The following is a 19,216-nucleotide window of genomic DNA, read 5'->3' as shown; positions in this document are numbered from 1 at the left end:
AATATGAAGGATGGGACTACCTTGTCGAGCTATACCTATTCATACTACCTTGACGGGAACCAGGCATCGAAAACCGATAATACGGGAAAAGTTACAGCATACAAATATGACGGCCTGGGAAGATTGACAAGCGAAGCACCCACGGGAGAGCCGGCCATATCATATACATATGATGACAGCGGCAACCGAAAAACCATGACGGCAGCCGGAAAGTCCGTAACTACTTATGCCTATGACCTGAGTAACAGGCTGCAGACCGAGACAAAAGACGAGAATTCTGTATTGAAGACTACCAAATACACCTATGACAACAACGGAAATACCATCTACAAGTCCACTGAAACAATTTCACCGTCTGTGCAGGGGCAATCCACAGGAGTTGATTTGTCAACACCCGGAGCAGCAAAGGACAACACCGATATAACCATCAATGAGTATGACGGCTTCAACCAGTTGATAAAAACTTCTACAGGTGACATAACAGCAGAATATGCTTATGACGGAAACGGGCTGAGAACATCAAAAAATATAAACGGCACAGTCACAAACCACATATGGGACGGCAGCCAAATAATTCTTGAAACAAACGGAGCGGGAGAGGTTACCAACAAGTATGTGCGGGGGATAAACTTAATTTATTCCGAGGATGGAACAGGTGCAAATGGAAGATTTTTCCTGTATAATGGTCATGGAGATGTTGTTCAGCTTACGGATGCAAGTGGAAGCAGTGTCAAGTCATATGACTATGACGCTTTTGGAAACGAGAAAAAACCAGACGCAAATGATACTAATGTATTCAGATACTGCGGAGAGTATTTTGATAAGGAAACAGGGACTATTTATCTGAGGGCAAGGTATTACGACCCGATGATTGGGAGATTTGTTACAGAGGATAGTTATTGGGGCAAGGATAGTGACCTGCTGTCGTTAAATTTGTATACATATTGTTATAGTGACCCAATTAATAGGTTTGACCCAAGTGGACATGTTACGTTCAAGATTGGTAATCCTACTGCGCCAGTACAGGATTTTGATGAGGACTTTAAATATGACCCAAATGTAAAAGCTACTTGGAAAGACCATTTGTCATGGGCTAAGTGGGAAGTGATGCTAGCTGGAGCACAGATAATTAAAAACATGCCTGATGCGGTTAGCGCATATCAGCATTATAAAGATGCAACAGGAACTACTATGAATATTGACTATGAAAAGGCTTATAAGCAAGATTCTGTCATTAAGGCGAGTATTGATAGTTTGTTTTCCATAGCAATGAAGCAGGCGGTATCAGAAAAGATAAGAGGAGAATATAAATGAACCTTATAAAACGTAAATCAAGTAGATATATATTATTAATTGTTGCTTTTTTAATTATTGGAGTTGTAGGGTATACTTTATACAGTATGGTAGCTGATACCAATAGCACAATAGGTAAAACTGAAAATGGATATAGAGTAGATAAAGACCCTATTACTAGTCGTTTTCCTAATGTTGGCCAATTCGATAAGTGCTATTGGAAAGCTGATACTATAGGAAAAAGTGGTGTTGGTCCTTCCTCATACTGGATGAAAGGGTTTGTGGTACTAAAAAGAGAGGATTTTGAAGCATTTAAGACACAATATAAGTGGTTGGATGTAGAGAGTGGATGGAAGCCTTCACTGGATACAAGTATATTGAATATACAGTCCTTTAAATGGTCATTTAGCACGGAATTTGATAATTACATCAAATCAGCGAGCTATGTAGGAAAGTTTTATTTAGATTTAGAAAATGGGATTGTATTTTTTGATGTGCAGAAGTAAACACTAATAGTGAAAATAGCCTTGATAGAGCATATCAAAAATACTCTGTCAGGGCTTTTTCTTTACCACTGTGTTAGGAGTTCGAGAAAAAAGGCTTTGAATGCAACTGCCACCACTTATACTATGTGGACAGCAAGTATTTTAGAAGGTAAAGTAATGGATGTTACTTTAAGCAGCACACGAGACCAGGATGGTCGAGTCGCTGCAACGGCGATAATACTTATTGTGAACCATATTATTTCAAGTAAGCTCTTTGTGTAACCCATTGATTTAAATTGGTATGGGAATAGCAGCTTAATTATTTATACTTGGATAAAAACGGCAGCCTGCTGAAAATGAACTACGACGTACTGGGAAGGCTATTGGCCAAATCGGTCGAAAATTCTGAAAATCCGGCAGTTAACAGCTCATATTCCTATACTTATACCCTGACAGGGAATGTAAATACAATGAATGGCGGAGGAACAGGTACAGCATATTATTATGATGACCTGGGACGGTTGGTAAAGGAAGTTCTGTCAAATGGAGTTACGAAGGAGTACACCTATGATGCGGCAAATAACCGTAAATCACTGGCAGTAAAGCAAAACGGAGCGGTAAAAACAAATACCGCTTATACATATGACAATATGAACAGATTGGAAAAGGTGTTTGAAAACGGGCTTCTCACCGCAACCTATGCATATGACGCTAATGGCAACAGGCAGTCGCTGACCTATTCAAACGGGAATAAGACCACATACCGGTACAATGCTGCAAACAAGCTGGAAGCCATTACAAATATGAAGGATACTATGTGGTATTTCGATACTGATAATTATATTGCAAAGTTTAAATGGTAATATTTAAGACATCAGTGGTGTGGTATTGTTAAAGGCTAACTTTTAAATTCCACACTACTGCAAGTAAGAATTTAATTAAGGAGAGAATTATGAATATTAAGAAGTTATTAGTACTTACAACCGTTATAGTATTTTCCCTGAGTTTGTCAGCATGTAGTTTTTTTCAAGCCGGACGATTTGCAAGGGATGATAAAAAAATTGCGGATACACGTTTTCAGAAAATCATAGAAGCATTGGAGAATAAGGATAAAGAAAGTTTAAAGAAAATGTTTTCACCTAATGCATTAAAAGAGGCGAATGATATGGATGGTGGTATTGATTACATAATAAACTTGTATGAAGGTAAAATTATATCAAAGAATGTGGCACGTGAAGGTTCTGGTTTGAATGAAGATGACGAAAGGACCAGCGAATTGAAATGTAAGTATACAGTTACAACAGATAAAGATAAATACATAGTGTTTTTTATCGATAAGTTAGTTGATGCTAAAAATCCTGATAATATAGGACTTTACATGCTTCAGATAATTAAGGAGTCAGATGAAGAAAAAGAGTTTGATTGGGGTTTCATACATAAATGTGCAGGCATTTACCGCCCCGATAATGTAGAAAGCAAAATAACAAAATAAAGTGAGTAATCGCTGGAGGTCATTGCAGACAAGTATATTTGATGCGCTGGTACACCGGTACAATTTAAATCAATGGGAAGCACTATAAAAGAGCTTACACAATTTGTAAGCTCTTTTATAGTGCAGTGTGTCAGGCAAAGCTGGAGAACACTTGACATTGATTTAAATTCGTATGGGAGTACCAGCTTAATTGAGGCCACTCGCTTTTTTTAATATTTCTCAAGTACCGGCTGCAATTGTTCTCTCTTCATAGCCTCAATAACCGAGGGCACTGTAAGCTCAAATTTTGATATCAGTGAAAGGGGTTTAGCCAGGGGATCATCCTGCCCAAAGGGAATGAAATAGACATTTTTAGCAGAGAGCAGCACCCCTATATTTTTGGCGCTTATTCCAAGGCCGTCATTTGTGGCGATTCCCAGCAGGACAGGCTTGTTGTTTCTGAACATCTCCTTTGCCATCATCAGGACAGGGGTATCCGTGGCGCCGTCTGCCAGCTTGGACAGACTGCAGCCTGTACAGGGAGAAATAACAAGCATATCTAAAGGTGATTCCTGCTTATTGTAAAGTTCTGCATCCGACATTGTTTTGATTGCATCTTTTCCGCAGGTGTTTTTCATTTTCTTCAGAAAATCTTCAGCACAACCATAACGGGAATCCGTTACGGCAACCTGATAAGAGACGACGGGGACAACTTCTGCTCCCTCGTTCACCAACGCCTCCAATTGAGGGAAGACCTGATGAAATACACAGTATGCTCCGGTAAATCCATAGCCTATCTTAATTCCTTTCAACTGCATAAAATCCCTCCTAGACTTAACTTTGCGTATTACTATGTTTATGGGCGAACGAAACAATATATGCTTAATATGTCATAAGCCATGTTCTCAAATTAATACAATTTATCATAGCTTCAAATATACACGGTTTTCAATGCGGCAATGTGTGGCAATGTATGAAAAAGTATACATGCTGCGGGCTTTGATAAAATGGTGTTTTATGCTAAAATTGTTAAGTGAATATATATTAAATTTGTTTTGACAAAAGATTCGGCTTTAGGATATCCAAACTTTGTGGGCGGTGATGTCTTGCATATAGACGGTACATATAAGAAGTTGCTTGAATATAAAAAATTGCTCTGGTTGGTTTTCGTACTGTTTTTTTCAATAGTGCTTTTCAAGTTCATATATCTTTTTGAACATTATTTTGAAAGAGCAGTAAGCCCGGTGGCTTATCTGTCCTGGCACACCATGTTTGAGTTCATAAGCATACTGGTTTCTTTTTGTGTATTCATCCTGCCTTATTATTCATACAATCAGAATCATCGGTTAAGAGGCCTGGTGGCCGCTCATGTGTTTCTTGTAATGGGGAGCATTGATATATTTCACACTCTCAGCTTCAAGGGGATGGCTGACTTTCTTGTGAAAAACGATACGGCAAACCGGGCCACCACCTTCTGGATTATAGCCAGGCTGGTCGGAGCCATAGGGATAACTGCCATGAGCTTTATCAAGATAAATAAGAGGTGCCGGATTGATAAAAGAATCATCCTGGGTATTTCTATTGTATTCATTTTGGGAACGCTGGTGCTTGCAACCTACTTTCCCGGGTTTCTCCCTGAAATGTATGAGGAGGGTAAAGGAGTTACCTTTATAAAGAGGATACTTGAATATGTAGTAATGCTGTTTCTGGCCTTTTCGGGCATCAGGTTCCTGCAGCAGTACATAAAGCACAGGGACGACACCAACCTTGTGTTCGCGATTGCAATTACTGCAAGCATATTCAGTGAGCTGGCCTTTTTAAGATATTATTCGGTTTACGATATATATAACTATTTGGGCCATGTATATAAATTCATATCTTATTTTCTGGTATTCAGAGTTGCTTTTGTAAATAATATTCAAAAACCCTATATGGCTCTTTATGAAGCCAAAAGTAAAATAAAGGCTGATGCCAGGAATCTGAACAAGCTGGTGGAGGAACGCACCAAGGACCTGGCCAAAATAAACCGGAAGCTGCTGGAGGATTTGGAATATGCCCGTGACATACAAAAGGCCATTCTGCCCGATAAATTGCCGGACAATGACAAAGTGACCTTCATAGCCCACTACTATCCTGCGGAAAGGGTCAGCGGAGACTTCTACAACATTTTCAGGCTGGATGAGAAAAATATCGGAATGTATATAGGAGATGTTTCGGGACATGGAGTTCCTGCAGCGATGCTCACTGTTTTTTTGAATCAAAGCATAAAAACCACACGTGAGGTTGAGGGAAACCGTACTGAAATCATCAATCCCGCCCAGGTACTGGAGAACCTTTATGAATTATACAACAAGGTTCATTTCAAGGATGATACCTATATCCTGGTTTTTTATGCAATTTACAATATGGAAACCAGGGAGCTTGTATATTCGTCGGCGGGCATGAATGCGCAGCCGATTATTGTCAAAAGCCATAGTCAGGTGGTGGAGGTGGAAATAAAGGGCTTGCCGATTTGCAACCTGGCTGAGATATGCCCTGCGGATTACATAGACAAAAAAATACGGCTGGAAGACGGAGACAAGGTATTTTTCTATACCGACGGACTTGTTGAATTGAACAGCAAGCAGACCGGTAAAAATTTTGACGTGGAGCAATTGAAAAAACTCCTTATAGAGCACAGCGGTAATGGAAACCATGAGCTCTACAGGGAGTTGAACGACAAAATCAAATATTTTACAGATAACGGCGGACTAAAGGATGATGTAACCTTCTTTATGCTCCAGGTCAGTTGAAAAAGAAGCAGATTAAGCGGTCACACTCACAGCAGCCCCAGGTTCTCAAATATTGCGGTGCTCACGTCAACCTTATTGAGGGTATAGAGATGAACACCCTGGACACCGTAGCTCAATAGCTGGCTGATCTGTCTGGCAGCATATTCTATGCCGGCCTTTTTAAAATCCTCGGGACTATCTTCATATTTAACAAATATCTCACTGAGGTCTTGAGGAATATTGGCTCCTGACAATTCAACTATGGTCTTGATCTGATTTATGGAAGTAATGGGCATAATACCTGCCGACACAGGTACGGATATTCCGGTGCTGCGTATTTTTTCAAAAAACCTGTAAAACCTTGTGTTGTCAAAAAACAGTTGGGTTATTAAAAAGTCCGTGCCTGCTTCAACTTTTGCTTTCAGATAATGCAGATCCGCTTCCTGACTGCCTGATTCCGGATGGATTTCCGGATAGCAGGCCCCTCCCACACACATATGGGGATTTGCCCTCAGAAGTGATACCAAATGGGAAGCATACTTGTAAGGTCTGCTGAGATACACACTGTCAGGCATATCCTTGGGACGGTCACCACGAAGTGCCAATATGTTGTTTATATTATTTTTTCCGAACTCCTCAGTCAATTTTGACAAAAGCTCTTCATCAAGAGAAACACAGGTCAAATGGGCCAAGGCATCCATATTGCACCTGTTCTGAACATAGGACGCTATATCCAGGGTCCTTTTCCGGGTGCCGCCGCCTGCACCATATGTAATGCTGATAAAATCAAGGTTTAATTGCTTGAACTGATCCAAGGCCTCATAAATTGCCGGAATATCAACATCATTTTTAGGAGGGAATACCTCCAGAGAAAATACGGTTTTTTTCTGGTCATATATGTTTTTAATCACTTTTTACATCCTTTTATACAGAATTAGCATGCTATCCTATAAAATTATATCATTAAAAAATAAAAATAAGAACCCTTTAAGTGGAAAATACCCTGCCGGGCACATGGGGCAGGAGCCGGATATAAAGCGGAAGCCTGTTGCAACTGTGCGGGTGTTGACTTATAGTAGGAATAGAAGTATTGAGGGGAATTTTAAACAGGCTGCAAAAGAACCAATACAGGAACCCTGCCTGTTACCGGAAAGTTAAGAAATATCATATTTGGAGTGCGGCATTCATAAGGAGGCGACAGTTGGCTACCAATGGCATAAAAAAATATATATTGCTGGGAATAGGCTCCATAGCCCTGGCTTTGGGTATGATTGGAGTTGTTGTCCCGCTGCTTCCCACAACACCTTTTCTGCTGCTGGCCTCCTTCTGCTATATCCGCAGTTCGGACAGGCTGCACAGGTGGCTGATGAATCACAGGCTGTTTGGAAGGCTTTTATACAACTATACCACACACAGGGCTGTAAAAAGAAATGTGAAAATAACCGCCCTGGTGTCCCTGTGGCTTTCGCTGGCAATATCCATGTATGTGGCAGGAAGCATGCATTTAATAATATTTCTTGTACTTGTAGGCATAGGCGTCAGCATACACCTGCTGAAATTAAAGACCTTGAGGTAATAAGCCCGTGTTTTTCAGGTTGAAGGTGCCTGCTTCCGATTTACCTCTGCCCCTTGTCATAGGGAATGCCCTCTGCTTTGGGTGCCCTTGACCTTTTGGAGGTAAAGGCGAGAACTACCATTGTTGCAAGGTAGGGCAGCATTTTGTAAAAGGTCTGGTTGATATCCAGCGCATACAGGAAGGGAATAAGCGCTATGGAATAGGCCAGCGTCCGCAGGAAGGCGAAAAACAGCGCTGCAAAAAGTATCTTTATGGGTTTCCACTGTCCAAATATCATTACAGCCAGTGCAAGAAACCCGAAACCTGCCACGCCTGTGTGTCCGTTTATGTTTCCGTCCATAACTCCGACTGCGTAGAAAAAGCCCCCCATACCTCCCAGAATTCCTGAAATGCTTACACCTGCATATCGCATAAAATAGACATTTATACCAACGGAATCTGCTGCCTGCGGATGTTCACCGCAGGAGCGGAGGCGAAGCCCGAACCTGGTCCTGTAAAAGATTACCGTGGCAATGACAAGGAACAATGTACCTATATAAACAGTTATATAGGTATTCTGGAAAAACATCCTGCCCAGAACCGGTATGGTTTTCAAGCCCGGAATACCTTTAACGTAAAAATCCACATCCGTGGTTATTCCATCGCTGTTGAAATACATTTTTGCAAAGAGCAGCATTGCAGCCGGAACCAGCATGTTAAGAGCTGTTCCGGTAATGGTTTGATCCGCCTTTAAATTCACTGCGGCAAAAGAGAGCAGCAGGGAATATACAAAACCTGCCGCCGCCGATACCAGCATGCCCAAAAGCAATATCAACTGGGGATTCAGGGAATTGCCCTGGATAAGATAAACGGAGAGACACCCGAACAGGGCGCCGAAGAGCATAATACCCTCAAGGGCGATATTTATGACACCGCTGCGTTCGCTGAACATACCGCCCAATGCCACCAGAAGCAGTGGAATGGCTACCGGAAGCGTATTTTGAATTAAGTAATATATTGTATCCATGAATTTACACCTCCTTCTTTTCATCAACAGGTCCTGCTTTGTTTAACCCGGCAGTGCCTTCCGCGGCAGCAGGTTCTACTTGAGCAGGGCCCCTTCCGCGCCCTTTGAAAAACCTTCCCACGGCTGAATTCATCAGCATGGCAAAGGCCGAAAAGTAAATGATGACTGCAATAACCACGTCGATAATTTCGGGTTTAAAGCCGTAAAGGCTTGCCAGTGTGCCTCCGCGCTGTATATGTGAAATGAATAAAGCTGAGAAAATGATTCCTATGGGGCTGCTGTTTCCAAGCAGCGCTACTGCTATACCGTTAAAGCCGTTGGCTGCAATAATATTTATAGGTTCATAGGTCATGCTGCTGCCTTCTATGGTGGATGGCGCCAGAATGGCAAAGGCGCCTCCAAGTCCTGCCATGCCGCCGGCAATAACCATTGTAAGTATTATGTTGCGTTTTCCGTTCATTCCGGCATAGGCTGCGGCATACTTGTTATGGCCGGTGGCCTTGAGTTCATAGCCAAAGGTGGTTTTGTCCAGAACAACATATAAGACAAGAGCAACTGCAAGGCCTATTATAAAAGAGATGTTAAGGCTGGAATTTTCAATGCCCAGAGAGGGCAACTGTGCAGAACCCGGCAGGTAGGCGGTTCGCGTCTTGGAGGAAATATACATGGCCGAGTTGCTCTGAACGAGCATGTCCACCAGGTACATCCCTATATAGTTGAACATTATGGAGGTTATGACTTCGTTAACATTAAGCAAAGCCTTGAATATACCGGGAATGAAGCCCCAAAGCATACCGCCGGCCATACCTGCCAGAACACAGACCCCCCAGTGGAAGCTGGCCGGCAAATCCCACATAAAGCCGGCATACAGTGCAAAAAACATTCCCATTGTGTACTGTCCCGAGGCTCCGATGTTAAACAAGCCCATTTTGAAGGCAAAGCCTACGGCAAGACCTGTCATTAATATGGGAGTAGCAAAGTATAAAACATCACCTATTCGCCTAAATCCTCCCAGGAGAACCATTTGAAAGCCGGCAAGGGAATTTTCGGGACTGGCGGTAACCATTACTGCAAAACCGAAAATCAAACCCAGAAAAATTGCCAGAAGTGCGGCTGTAAAGGCTGAAAAGCCTTTGTTTCCAGACAGCCTTTTAAAATCGAATTTTCCGGTTGAAGAAACTGTATTGTTACGCATTTTCAATCTCCTTTACAGTGTTACGTTTTGCTCCCGACATGTAAAGACCCAGCTCCTGGATTGTTGTCGACCCCGGGTCCAGCTCGCCCACTATTTCACCCTCAAACATTACAAGAATACGGTCACTGACATTCATGACCTCTTCAAGCTCCAGGGACACCAGAAGTACTGCTTTTCCTGCGTCACGGGTGGCCACAAGCTGTTTGTGGATGTATTCTATGGCGCCTACGTCAAGGCCTCTGGTAGGTTGAACCGCCACCAGCAGCTCATGCCTCTTGTCAATTTCCCGTGCAATGATGGTTTTTTGCTGGTTCCCCCCGGACATGCTTCTCACAACTGTCTCGGGGCCTTGTCCGCTTCGGACGTCATACTGCTTGATAAGCTTTTCAGAGTAAGAGCGCACCGCAGCATTCCTTATAAAGCCTGCCGTCTGAAACCCGGCTTCCCAATACCGCTGTATGACCATGTTTTCTTCAAGGGTATAGTCCAGCACCAGTCCGTACTTGTGGCGATCCTCGGGAATGTGGCTCATACCAGATTTGGAACGGTTTCGTATGGATGCTCTGGTGATATTCTTTCCACAAAGAGAGATGCTTCCGCTGCCCAGTCTTTCAAGACCTGTCAGGCCGGCCACAAACTCCGTCTGGCCATTGCCGTCTATTCCTGCCAGGCAGACTATTTCACCTGCTCTTACTTCAAAGGAGACTGCTTTTACTGCATTGTTTTTATGAGTTTTGGAGGGGATGGTGACCTTTTTCACTGAAAGCACCGCTTCGCCTGGCCGGGAGTCCTTCTTGCCGACTTTGAAGGTAACCTGCCGGCCCACCATCATTTCTGAAAGCTCCTCCTTGGAGGTATCCCTGACAGCGACAGTGCCCTTGCACCTGCCCTTCCACAAAACCGTGCAGCGGTCGGCCACGGCCATGATTTCATTTAATTTATGGGTTATGAACAATATTGATTTTCCCTCTCTGGCAAACCCCCGCATTATTTCCATAAGCTCTTCAATCTCCTGTGGAGTCAGAACGGCGGTAGGTTCGTCAAAAATCAATATATCGTTTTCACGGTAAAGCATCTTTAAGATTTCCACACGCTGCTGCATGCCCACCGAGATTTTTTCAATCAAAGCGTCGGGATCAACTTTAAGGCCGTACTTTTCACTGAGCCTCAGTACTTTTTCCCGGGCTTCCGCTTTCTGAAGAAAGCCTGCCTTGCTGGGTTCAACACCCAGAATTATGTTTTCCAGTACCGTGAAGATTTCAACAAGCTTGAAATGCTGATGTACCATGCCGATTCCAAGTGAATTGGCATCGTTTGGATTATTGATTTTAACGGGCCTTCCGTTCAGGCGGATTTCACCCGTTTCAGCCTGATACAAGCCAAAAAGAATACTCATGAGAGTGGATTTTCCGGCGCCGTTTTCTCCCAGTAAGGCATGGATTTCACCTTTTTTAAGCTGTAGGGTAATATTATCGTTTGCCAGGATTCCCGGAAACTCTTTTGTTATATTTAGCATTTCAATGATATATTCTTCCATAAGTCAAAGCTCCCCGTCTGCTTGCGTTGCACGCAGTTAAACCGCAGATGCACCGCATACTGTCAACATTTATTATTATTCAACATAGACAAATTAACGGGGAAGGTTTTCCCTTCCCCGTTAAAGGGCATACATATATAGGTCAACCCTGTTTATCCTGTTATCTTACTGTAACCTTAACCTTTTTAAGATTTAACTGTGAAGCAAGCTCGGCTGCGGTTGCATAGCCGGTTTCAGCAGCAACCTTGATGGTGCTGAGCGGTTTTACCGAGCCATCTTTAAGGGAAGCGAGCACTGCTTCATAGTCGGCCTTTTTGAAGGTTTTGAACCTGTCGAAGGCATCTGCTTTTTCATCTCCAAGTACTATGGTGGGAAGTCCGATGCCATCGTTTTTGGAATCAAAGATTGTAGTTTTTCCTGAAAAAGAGTCCCATTTATTATCCTTGTATATGGCTGCGAGCACCTGTATAACCGAACCGCCCAGTTCCTTCATGGCAGAGGTTATAACCGTATCGCTGTCATAGCGCTGATCCACGTCTACACCGATGACCTTTTTACCTGCTTCTTTTGCCGCGGACATTACACTCTTGCCCACGGGACCTCCGCAGGCAAATATGACCTCAGTACCTTCCTGAAAGATAGTCTTGGCTGTGGCCTTGTTTGTATCTGTCTCGGCAAAGTCTCCGGTATAGTGATAAGTAACGGTGATGGAACCGTCACCCAGGCCTGATTTTACGGCGGCAGCCTCTGCTCCCTGGAGGAAGCCGTAACCGTATGCCTGAACGGCAGGAACAGCCATACCGCCCATAAAGCCCAGCTTGGTCATACCATCCGTGACGGCGGCATACCCTGCAAGATAACCGGGCTCCTGTTCGGCGTACTTGATGCTGGCTACATTTGATTTGATATCGGGTGCATAATCATTTGCCTTATGCGGAGCCCCGTCCAGAAGAATGAATTTTACATTGGGATATTTTGTCTGGGCCTCGTAGACCGGTACTTCAAACAGAAAACCAGGAGTTACTATAACTTTCGCGCCGCCTGTCACAGCCAGGTCGATGGAGGCCAGGTAACCGGCATCATTTGCTTCCTCAGGCTTGTAATACTTGTAGGATATCTTGTTTTCCTCCGCAAACTTTACAACACCTTCCCAGGAACCCTGGTTGAAGGATTTGTCATCAATGTTTCCCTTGTCCGTAATCAATGCAATCTCAAAACCGCTGCCGCTTTTTGAACCAGTACCGGCGCCGCAGCCTGCAAGCATGACGCATACCAGGATAAGAGCCATCCCTATTGCTAATATCTTTTTCATTATAAGTGCCTCCCTGTTTTTATAATTTTGTATTTTAAATATGTTTATGAAATATGTTTATGCTGAAAATACATTTATTATCCAACTTATCATTTTTTTAAAACTCCTATCTATATATTTGTTTTATTTTATAAAAAGTATGTAGATTTTATAAAAAGGGCGAACTTGCTCAAAGCAAATACTATTGCACATATACAGGATTTTTTAATGCAGACGGGAGGGAAAGGCTTTATTTATTTGCAGGAATGGAACTGGGCTTTCAAAAAGACATTCCGGGAAATAGTCCCCCGAAAAATATTTAAGGCAGCAGCGGAGAAGCTTTTTCATTCATATGGATAATATTGTGTTGATTAGCAGCATATCTCATTTTATAATATAAAGTGTCGTATTATTTGATTTATTGCAAGTCAATTACTATCGTCTGAAAGCCGATAGTTTGAGTTTGAGGCTAAAGCCCCCTGAAGTAAAAACTTTTTCAAGCCCAAACTGCATGCAAAGTCGGCATAAAAGCACTTAAAAGTGAAGGCTTTGAACCGTAATTGACTTTGGTAAAACGCCGGATATGATTTTTGGGCAGTCTGTAGTACGGTTAATACGGCATATATGTATATATGGTAGAACGGGAGGAAGCGGGAAATGCCTATCACTGAAATTTTATCCAAAAATGCCCGGTTATACGGGGCTGAGATATGTCTGACAGAAATAAATCTTGATCTTCAGGACAGCCACAATGTCATATGGAAGGAATACGAGCTCATAGAAAATAATCCTGCGGGTGAATACCGGAGGGAGATGACCTGGCGCGTCTTTGATGAAAAGGCCAACAGATTTGCCAACCTGCTGTTAAAGCGGGGCATAAAAAAAGGTGAAAAGGTTGCCATTCTGATGATGAATTGTCTGGAGTGGCTGCCCATATATTTTGGCATATTGAAGGCCGGTGCTCTGGCAGTACCTATGAATTTCCGGTATACTGCCGAGGAGATAAAGTATTGCCTGGAACTGTCCGAGACATCTGCACTGGTTTTCGGTCCTGAATTTATCGGAAGGATTGAAGCAATATATGATCAGATACCCCAGGTGGGGACATTGTTTTTTGCCGGAGAAAACCGGCCTACCTTTGCGGAAAACTATGACCGCCTCACAGCCAACTGCTCCTCGGAAGCACCGGCTGTGGAACTGAGGGAGGGGGACGATGCGGCAATATACTTTTCCTCAGGGACCACAGGCTTTCCAAAGGCAATTTTGCATACCCATGAAAGTTTGCTGTCGGCCTGTTATACAGAATACCACCACCATGGGCAAACCAGAGAAGACAACTTTTTGTGCATACCTCCGCTATACCATACAGGCGCAAAAATGCACTGGTTCGGAAGCTTCCTTGCAGGCAGCAGGGCAGTTATCCTGCGAGGGATAAAGCCCGAATGGATTTTGAAGACAGTGTCCGAAGAAAGAATAACCATTGTCTGGCTGCTGGTCCCCTGGGCTCAGGATATTCTTGACGCTATTGACAGAGGGGATGTAAGGCTTGAAGATTACCAGCTTTCACAATGGAGGCTGATGCACATCGGAGCCCAGCCCGTACCCCCAAGCCTCATACGGCGCTGGAAAAAATATTTCCCTCATCACCAGTATGACACCAACTATGGCCTCAGTGAATCCATCGGGCCGGGCTGTGTCCATCTGGGTGTGGAGAACATACATAAGGTTGGAGCCATAGGAGTACCGGGCTACAACTGGGAGGTAAAAGTTACAGATGAAGGCGGCAGCCCTGTAACCCAGGGGCAGGTGGGGGAACTGGCTGTAAAGGGACCGGGAGTGATGAAGTGTTACTTTAATGACCGGGAAGCCACTGCTGCGGTGCTGAAAGACGGATGGCTGTTTACCGGCGATATGGCCAGGATGGATGAGGATGGCTTCATATATCTTGTTGACAGGAAAAAGGACGTTATCATAAGCGGCGGAGAAAACATATATCCCGTCCAGATTGAGGATTTTTTAAGAGCCCACAAGGCTATAAAGGATGTGGCAGTTATAGGGCTGCCGGATAAACGCCAGGGTGAAATCGCGGCGGCCATCATTGAGCTGAAACCTGGATGTACCTGCACAGACCAGGAGATAGAGGCTTTCTGTGCTTCCATGCCGCGCTATAAACGGCCAAAGAAGGTTATTTTTGATACTGTGCCCAGGAATCCTACCGGAAAAATTGAAAAGCCCAAACTGAGGGAAAGGTTTGGCGCTGCAAGCCTTGTGGCAGCTCAGAATGAGATAAGATAGAATGAAATCCTAAAAACCGGACATCTTAATATCAGCAGCCTTATGTGGCAATATACAAGCGGGAGCTGTCCCGGTTATCAAAAAAATATTAAAGGATATGTATAGATGGGAACTGCAATCAGAAATATGCACTTATCAGAGCTTGAGGCAATATATAAACGTATAACCGCAGATTTTGCGCAAGGGGAATATCCTCCCTATGACAAGCTGTACAAACAGCTTGAAGCCAATATTCAAAAGGGGTGGATTCTGGTACATGACGGAAGGGATGCGGCCTATTCAATATGTGCGGAAGGACCCTCGAACAGGTTTGTGCTTGTAAGCTTTTTCGCAGTTTATAAAGAGTACAGGGGAACGGGCGTTGGAACGGTATTTCTTGAGAAGCTGAAGGAAATGTACTCCCGGTCAAGCGGTATAATCGTGGAGGTTGAAAAGGCTGAGGACGCTTTGCACCTGGAAGACGCGGGAATACGTGAAAAGAGAATGGAATTTTACAGCCGCGCAGGCTTTAGCCTTGTTCCCGGAATAGATTATGCCATATGGGACGTTCCCATGCATCTCATGGTCTTTGGGTGCGGGACGCCGTTGAAGGAAGTAAACGAAAACATCCATGGCATAATGTATGAAATATATTATGAGCTTTTAGGAGAGCAGTTTATCCATAAGCTTAAATGCAAAAAATTATAAATAAGCAGGAAACCATAAATACAAAGAGGCTGTTAAAACATGTTGCTTTCATGTTTAACAGCCTTCATGCTCATGAATATACTTCACATATATCCGGGCTTACTTGCCGAATATGTTTTCCAGCAGCCTCCTCAGAAGGGGCTTCTTTTTGTGCTGTGCCGGCGGTGCAGATACAGGGGCGGCAGGAGTGCCGGTTTTCTCCGGAGCCGGTCTGCCGGTATTGGCAGCCTTTGAGGCAGCAGGATAATTCCGCCTGTCAAAATGCGCTTTGCCGCTGTTGGGTTTACGTTCACCGGCCGGCTTCTGCCTTGGCATGCTGTTAGCCGCTTGCTTCTGCCGGGTATTATCTCTGCTGCCGCCGCTTGCCGCAGCGGTTTTATTTTGGGCGTCCCTGCCGGCGCTGCCGGATTTGCCGGAGGGCTTGCTTTGAACTCTGTTATCCTTGTGCTTTTCACCCGGTTTTGAAGCTTTTGCGCCGGAGGAAGTCTTGCTGCCGGAACCTGTCCTGCGTCCGCCTTTTTCGGCAGCACCTGAGACAGCCCGCGGAGTCTTGATACCTGCAGGCTTTGCTTTGAGCGCATTGGCAAGCAGCCAATCTCCTGCTTCGGCCTTGCGCCGGTTAAAGAGTTCCTCCTGTGGAAGCTCTGATTCGGGTATCATGGCGCCTATGTGCTCTTCAATCTCATAAAGGGTCATAATATCATCACTGGTAACCAGGGAAAGTGCTTTTCCTCCATTGCCTGCTCTGCCTGTACGGCCTATCCTGTGCACGTAGCTGTCCTTTTCCACAGGAACGTCGTAGTTGATGACCAGGGACAGATTTTCTATATGAATGCCTCTTGCGGCAACATCAGTAGCAACCAGGATATGAAACTCGCCCTGCTTGAACTGCTGGATGGTTTTTGTCCTCTTACCCTGGGGGATATCGCCGTGAAGCGCCTCCGAAGCGTAGCCCTGTTTTGTCAGAAAGTTCTGGACATGGTCGACTCCCATTCTGGTATTGCAGAAAATCATACAGCTTTCGGGCTGTTCAATAATAAGCAGCCTGTTAAGCTGTGTACGTTTTTCATTTGGTACAACTCTATAGTATTCCTGCTGTATGGAATCAACTGTTTTTGTCTGTGACTCGATTTCAACAGTCAGAGGATTCTTCATGTATTCTCTGCAGATCCTGTGTATTTCAGAAGGCATAGTGGCAGAAAAAAGCAGGGTTATCCTGTCCTTTGGAACGGAGCGGATAATTCTTTTTACCTGATCCAGAAATCCCATGTCCAGCATCCTGTCTGCTTCATCCAGCACCAGAAAGCGGATGTTTTTGGTGACTAAATTGCCGTGCTGGATATGGTCAAAGACCCTTCCCGGTGTTCCCGTAACTATGGTGACACCTTTCTTCAGCTCCTGAACCTCTACGGTCAGGCTATGCTGCCCATATACCGCTGTTGTCCTGTGTGACAGGTGCTTTGCCATTTTTTTAATATCATTGTCCACCTGGACTGCCAGTTCACGGACCGGCGTAAGTATCAGGCCCTGAGGGCCGTCGGAAGAGGGATCTGTCATTTGAAGCATGGAAACACCGAATACTGCTGTTTTACCGCTTCCTGTCTTTGACATGACAATGAGGTCTTCCTTGTTTAAAATATGAGGTATGGCTCTGCTCTGAACTTCGGTGGGAGTTTGGAAACCCATTTCCTCCAGAGCCTTTAATATTGGTGCTGTAATTCCTAAATTATTAAAACTGTTTTCCATAATATCTTCTTTCGTTTTTTCAGAATGGTTTGATTATAACATTAAATTCTGAAATTTTCCAGTGATAGCATTGCAGTTGCCGTTAAAAGCGGGTGCTTTGCCTGCAAAAGCCCTCTTATGCGGTGCAGCTCCAAAAAAATTCATTATATAAAATCAAGCTTGAATCCGTATATTAAAATGATAGACTAATAATTGACGAAGGTATACACTCAACGTAAGAACAATATTATTAATTATTATTTTCAGGCGTGAAGCAGGCTGCTTTATACGCCGGATTGGAGAAAAACATGATTATAACCACCACACCAACAGTTGAAGGAAGAAAAATAACTGATTACAAGGGAATTGTCTTTGGAGAGGTAATTTCAGGAGTTGACTTTATAAAGGATTTTGCAGCAGGTCTTACAAATTTTTTCGGAGGCAGATCAAATTCATATGAGGGCGAGCTTATACAGGCAAGAGAAAATGCCATATATGAAATGACCAAACGGGCTGAAAATATGGGTGCCAACGCTGTTGTGGGTGTCGACGTGGATTATGAAGTACTTGGACAGGGCAATAACATGCTCATGGTCACTGTTTCGGGGACTGCGGTTGTAATAGAATAAAAAATATGACACCATAAATCGGGATGGTAAGAAATGGCGACTTTACTGCTTATAATAATATATCTGGCTTTTATAAGCCTGGGGCTTCCGGATTCACTCCTTGGAACGGCCTGGCCGGCCATAATGACGGATATGTCCTTGCTGGTATCCTATGCAGGCATACTTTCTGTAATAATATCAGGCGGTACAATAATATCAAGTGTCCTAAGTGAAAGAATCATACGTAGATTCGGAACAGGCAAGGTTACTGCTGTAAGCGTCACTCTGACGGCAATTGCCTTGCTGGGCTTTTCCCTGTCAAGGGATTTTTGGGTGCTGTGCATCCTGTCGGTTCCCCTTGGCCTTGGTGCAGGCTCTGTGGATGCATCCCTGAACAATTTTGTAGCGCTTCATTATAAGGCAAGCCATATGAGCTGGCTGCACTGCTTTTGGGGAGTAGGGGCAACGGCCGGCCCTATGATAATGTCTTTTTTTCTTGCAGGGGAGGGCGGATGGAAGTCGGGCTACAGGACTATCGGAATCATTCAGGTATGTCTGATTATTATCCTTTTTATCTCACTGCCGCTGTGGAGAAAGGTTGGGGAAGGGGCCGGGCAGCAGGAACTGTCCGGAGAGTCTGCGGGTATGCTGGCCATTCTGGGTAAGCCAGGAGCAAAACCGGCCTTACTTACCTTCTTCAGCTATTGCGCTGTAGAAGCTGCGGCAGGACTTTGGGGAGGCAGCTATCTGGTGCTGAACAAAGGCATCACTGCAGGAACAGCAGCAAAATGGGTTTCCATGTATTATTTCGGCATAACCCTTGGGAGATTTGCAGCAGGCTTTATTGCAATGAAAATGGAAAACAGGACATTAGTGAGGCTTGGACAGGGGATTATTGCAGCGGGGCTTATATGCATTCTTCTCCCCTTGGGGAAAAACAGCTTGCTTCCCGCAGGCTTCCTGCTGATGGGAATAGGCTGCGCGCCGGTTTTTCCCTGCCTGCTGCATGAGACGCCCAAACGCTTCGGAAAGGATTTGTCCCAGGCCCTTATGGGAATACAAATGGCCAGTGCCTATGCAGGTGCAACCGCAATGCCGCCTCTGTTTGGACTGCTGGCACAGCATTTTTCCTTTACAATATATCCTTATTATTTGCTTGTGGTAACGGCAATGATGATTGTTTTTAACGAGTCAACCAATAGGGCCGCACATAGTCGGACTACTGAAGGGCTTGATTAGTAAGGCGCATTGGAAGTGCTGCTTTTAGACCGACCCA

At 44.2% G+C, this 19,216-nt stretch carries 17 protein-coding genes; 10 read left to right on the top strand and 7 right to left on the bottom strand.

The genetic code is table 11. The annotated features are described in order from the left end of the window. The 4 genes from CLHUN_RS08730 to CLHUN_RS08715 all read left to right on the top strand — a co-directional run. On the top strand, positions 1 to 1,314 hold a 1,314-nt coding region (locus CLHUN_RS08730), incomplete at its 5' end, for an RHS repeat domain-containing protein (RefSeq protein ID WP_165755709.1). Continuing rightward, complete coding sequence (locus tag CLHUN_RS08725; protein WP_080064203.1) at positions 1,311 to 1,799, top strand: hypothetical protein; 489 nt, start codon at positions 1,311 to 1,313, stop codon at positions 1,797 to 1,799. The genes CLHUN_RS08730 and CLHUN_RS08725, both read left to right, overlap by 4 nt. 335 nt (positions 1,800 to 2,134) lie before the next feature. After that, on the top strand, positions 2,135 to 2,641 hold the full coding sequence (locus tag CLHUN_RS08720) for an RHS repeat protein (protein ID WP_117387031.1): 507 nt from the start codon (positions 2,135 to 2,137) through the stop codon (positions 2,639 to 2,641). 89 nt (positions 2,642 to 2,730) lie between these two features. Next, positions 2,731 to 3,270, top strand: a complete 540-nt coding sequence (locus tag CLHUN_RS08715; protein WP_080064201.1) for a DUF5104 domain-containing protein — start codon at positions 2,731 to 2,733, stop codon at positions 3,268 to 3,270. 209 nt (positions 3,271 to 3,479) lie between these two features. Here CLHUN_RS08715 and CLHUN_RS08710 read toward each other — a convergent pair whose 3' ends face one another. Beyond that, complete coding sequence (locus CLHUN_RS08710; RefSeq protein WP_080064200.1) at positions 3,480 to 4,067, bottom strand: dipicolinate synthase subunit B; 588 nt, start codon at positions 4,065 to 4,067, stop codon at positions 3,480 to 3,482. Positions 4,068 to 4,340: 273 nt separating this feature from the next. On the opposite strand from CLHUN_RS08710, the gene CLHUN_RS08705 reads away from it, so the two are divergent. Beyond that, positions 4,341 to 6,041 (top strand): PP2C family protein-serine/threonine phosphatase, encoded by a 1,701-nt coding sequence (locus CLHUN_RS08705; protein ID WP_133051101.1) that lies wholly within the window; start codon positions 4,341 to 4,343, stop codon positions 6,039 to 6,041. Positions 6,042 to 6,067: 26 nt separating this feature from the next. On the opposite strand, the gene metF is transcribed toward CLHUN_RS08705, so the two are convergent. Further along, entirely contained in the window at positions 6,068 to 6,931 is an 864-nt protein-coding gene (gene metF / locus CLHUN_RS08700; protein ID WP_080064198.1) for a methylenetetrahydrofolate reductase [NAD(P)H], read from the bottom strand. Between the two features lie 290 nt (positions 6,932 to 7,221). On the opposite strand from metF, the gene CLHUN_RS08690 reads away from it, so the two are divergent. Continuing rightward, positions 7,222 to 7,596 (top strand): YbaN family protein, encoded by a 375-nt coding sequence (locus CLHUN_RS08690; protein ID WP_080064196.1) that lies wholly within the window; start codon positions 7,222 to 7,224, stop codon positions 7,594 to 7,596. Positions 7,597 to 7,636: 40 nt separating this feature from the next. Here CLHUN_RS08690 and CLHUN_RS08685 read toward each other — a convergent pair whose 3' ends face one another. The 4 genes from CLHUN_RS08685 to CLHUN_RS08670 all read right to left on the bottom strand — a co-directional run bounded on the left by CLHUN_RS08685 (position 7,637) and on the right by CLHUN_RS08670 (position 12,646). After that, positions 7,637 to 8,602: an ABC transporter permease gene (locus CLHUN_RS08685; protein ID WP_080064195.1), complete on the bottom strand. Its 966-nt coding sequence runs from the start codon at positions 8,600 to 8,602 to the stop codon at positions 7,637 to 7,639. A gap of 4 nt (positions 8,603 to 8,606) precedes the next feature. Further along, entirely contained in the window at positions 8,607 to 9,797 is a 1,191-nt protein-coding gene (locus CLHUN_RS08680; protein WP_080064194.1) for an ABC transporter permease, read from the bottom strand. Further along, positions 9,790 to 11,334: an ABC transporter ATP-binding protein gene (locus CLHUN_RS08675; RefSeq protein WP_080064193.1), complete on the bottom strand. Its 1,545-nt coding sequence runs from the start codon at positions 11,332 to 11,334 to the stop codon at positions 9,790 to 9,792. Before CLHUN_RS08675 ends, CLHUN_RS08680 begins: the two co-directional genes overlap by 8 nt. 160 nt (positions 11,335 to 11,494) lie before the next feature. Further along, positions 11,495 to 12,646, bottom strand: a complete 1,152-nt coding sequence (locus CLHUN_RS08670; RefSeq protein WP_080064192.1) for a BMP family lipoprotein — start codon at positions 12,644 to 12,646, stop codon at positions 11,495 to 11,497. 636 nt (positions 12,647 to 13,282) lie between these two features. Here CLHUN_RS08670 and CLHUN_RS08665 point away from each other — a divergent pair. Then, the gene (locus CLHUN_RS08665) at positions 13,283 to 14,920 is read left to right on the top strand and encodes a class I adenylate-forming enzyme family protein (protein WP_080064191.1); all 1,638 of its coding nucleotides are present in this window, start codon (positions 13,283 to 13,285) and stop codon (positions 14,918 to 14,920) included. Positions 14,921 to 15,025: 105 nt separating this feature from the next. Beyond that, the gene (locus CLHUN_RS08660; protein WP_080064190.1) at positions 15,026 to 15,607 is read left to right on the top strand and encodes a GNAT family N-acetyltransferase; all 582 of its coding nucleotides are present in this window, start codon (positions 15,026 to 15,028) and stop codon (positions 15,605 to 15,607) included. A 99-nt stretch (positions 15,608 to 15,706) separates the two neighbouring features. Here the strand turns inward: CLHUN_RS08660 and CLHUN_RS08655 are convergent, their stop codons facing one another. Further along, complete coding sequence (locus CLHUN_RS08655) at positions 15,707 to 17,353, bottom strand: DEAD/DEAH box helicase (protein ID WP_080064189.1); 1,647 nt, start codon at positions 17,351 to 17,353, stop codon at positions 15,707 to 15,709. Between the two features lie 287 nt (positions 17,354 to 17,640). On the opposite strand from CLHUN_RS08655, the gene CLHUN_RS08650 reads away from it, so the two are divergent. Further along, a complete protein-coding gene (locus tag CLHUN_RS08650; RefSeq protein ID WP_080064188.1) occupies positions 17,641 to 17,961 on the top strand; it encodes a putative heavy metal-binding protein in 321 nt (106 codons plus the stop codon). Between the two features lie 33 nt (positions 17,962 to 17,994). Then, complete coding sequence (locus CLHUN_RS08645) at positions 17,995 to 19,179, top strand: MFS transporter (RefSeq protein ID WP_080064187.1); 1,185 nt, start codon at positions 17,995 to 17,997, stop codon at positions 19,177 to 19,179. The last annotated feature ends 37 nt before the right edge of the window (positions 19,180 to 19,216 follow it).

The sequence above is a fragment of the Ruminiclostridium hungatei genome (assembly GCF_002051585.1).
Taxonomy (GTDB): domain Bacteria; phylum Bacillota; class Clostridia; order Acetivibrionales; family DSM-1351; genus Ruminiclostridium; species Ruminiclostridium hungatei.
The sequence above is the reverse complement of the archived record's forward strand: the minus strand, read 5'-3'. Positions and strand labels throughout refer to the sequence as shown.

What these genes read in the sequence shown, in the direction of transcription:
- CLHUN_RS08725 (WP_080064203.1), top strand. Translation starts at nt 1,311, where the DNA reads ATGAACCTTATAAAACGTAAATCAAGTAGATATATATTATTAATTGTT.
- CLHUN_RS08720 (WP_117387031.1), top strand. Translation starts at nt 2,135, where the DNA reads ATGAACTACGACGTACTGGGAAGGCTATTGGCCAAATCGGTCGAAAAT.
- CLHUN_RS08715 (WP_080064201.1), top strand. Translation starts at nt 2,731, where the DNA reads ATGAATATTAAGAAGTTATTAGTACTTACAACCGTTATAGTATTTTCC.
- CLHUN_RS08710 (WP_080064200.1), bottom strand. Translation starts at nt 4,067, where the DNA reads ATGCAGTTGAAAGGAATTAAGATAGGCTATGGATTTACCGGAGCATAC.
- CLHUN_RS08685 (WP_080064195.1), bottom strand. Translation starts at nt 8,602, where the DNA reads ATGGATACAATATATTACTTAATTCAAAATACGCTTCCGGTAGCCATT.
- CLHUN_RS08680 (WP_080064194.1), bottom strand. Translation starts at nt 9,797, where the DNA reads ATGCGTAACAATACAGTTTCTTCAACCGGAAAATTCGATTTTAAAAGG.
- CLHUN_RS08675 (WP_080064193.1), bottom strand. Translation starts at nt 11,334, where the DNA reads ATGGAAGAATATATCATTGAAATGCTAAATATAACAAAAGAGTTTCCG.
- CLHUN_RS08670 (WP_080064192.1), bottom strand. Translation starts at nt 12,646, where the DNA reads ATGAAAAAGATATTAGCAATAGGGATGGCTCTTATCCTGGTATGCGTC.
- CLHUN_RS08665 (WP_080064191.1), top strand. Translation starts at nt 13,283, where the DNA reads ATGCCTATCACTGAAATTTTATCCAAAAATGCCCGGTTATACGGGGCT.
- CLHUN_RS08660 (WP_080064190.1), top strand. Translation starts at nt 15,026, where the DNA reads ATGGGAACTGCAATCAGAAATATGCACTTATCAGAGCTTGAGGCAATA.
- CLHUN_RS08655 (WP_080064189.1), bottom strand. Translation starts at nt 17,353, where the DNA reads ATGGAAAACAGTTTTAATAATTTAGGAATTACAGCACCAATATTAAAG.
- CLHUN_RS08650 (WP_080064188.1), top strand. Translation starts at nt 17,641, where the DNA reads ATGATTATAACCACCACACCAACAGTTGAAGGAAGAAAAATAACTGAT.
- CLHUN_RS08645 (WP_080064187.1), top strand. Translation starts at nt 17,995, where the DNA reads ATGGCGACTTTACTGCTTATAATAATATATCTGGCTTTTATAAGCCTG.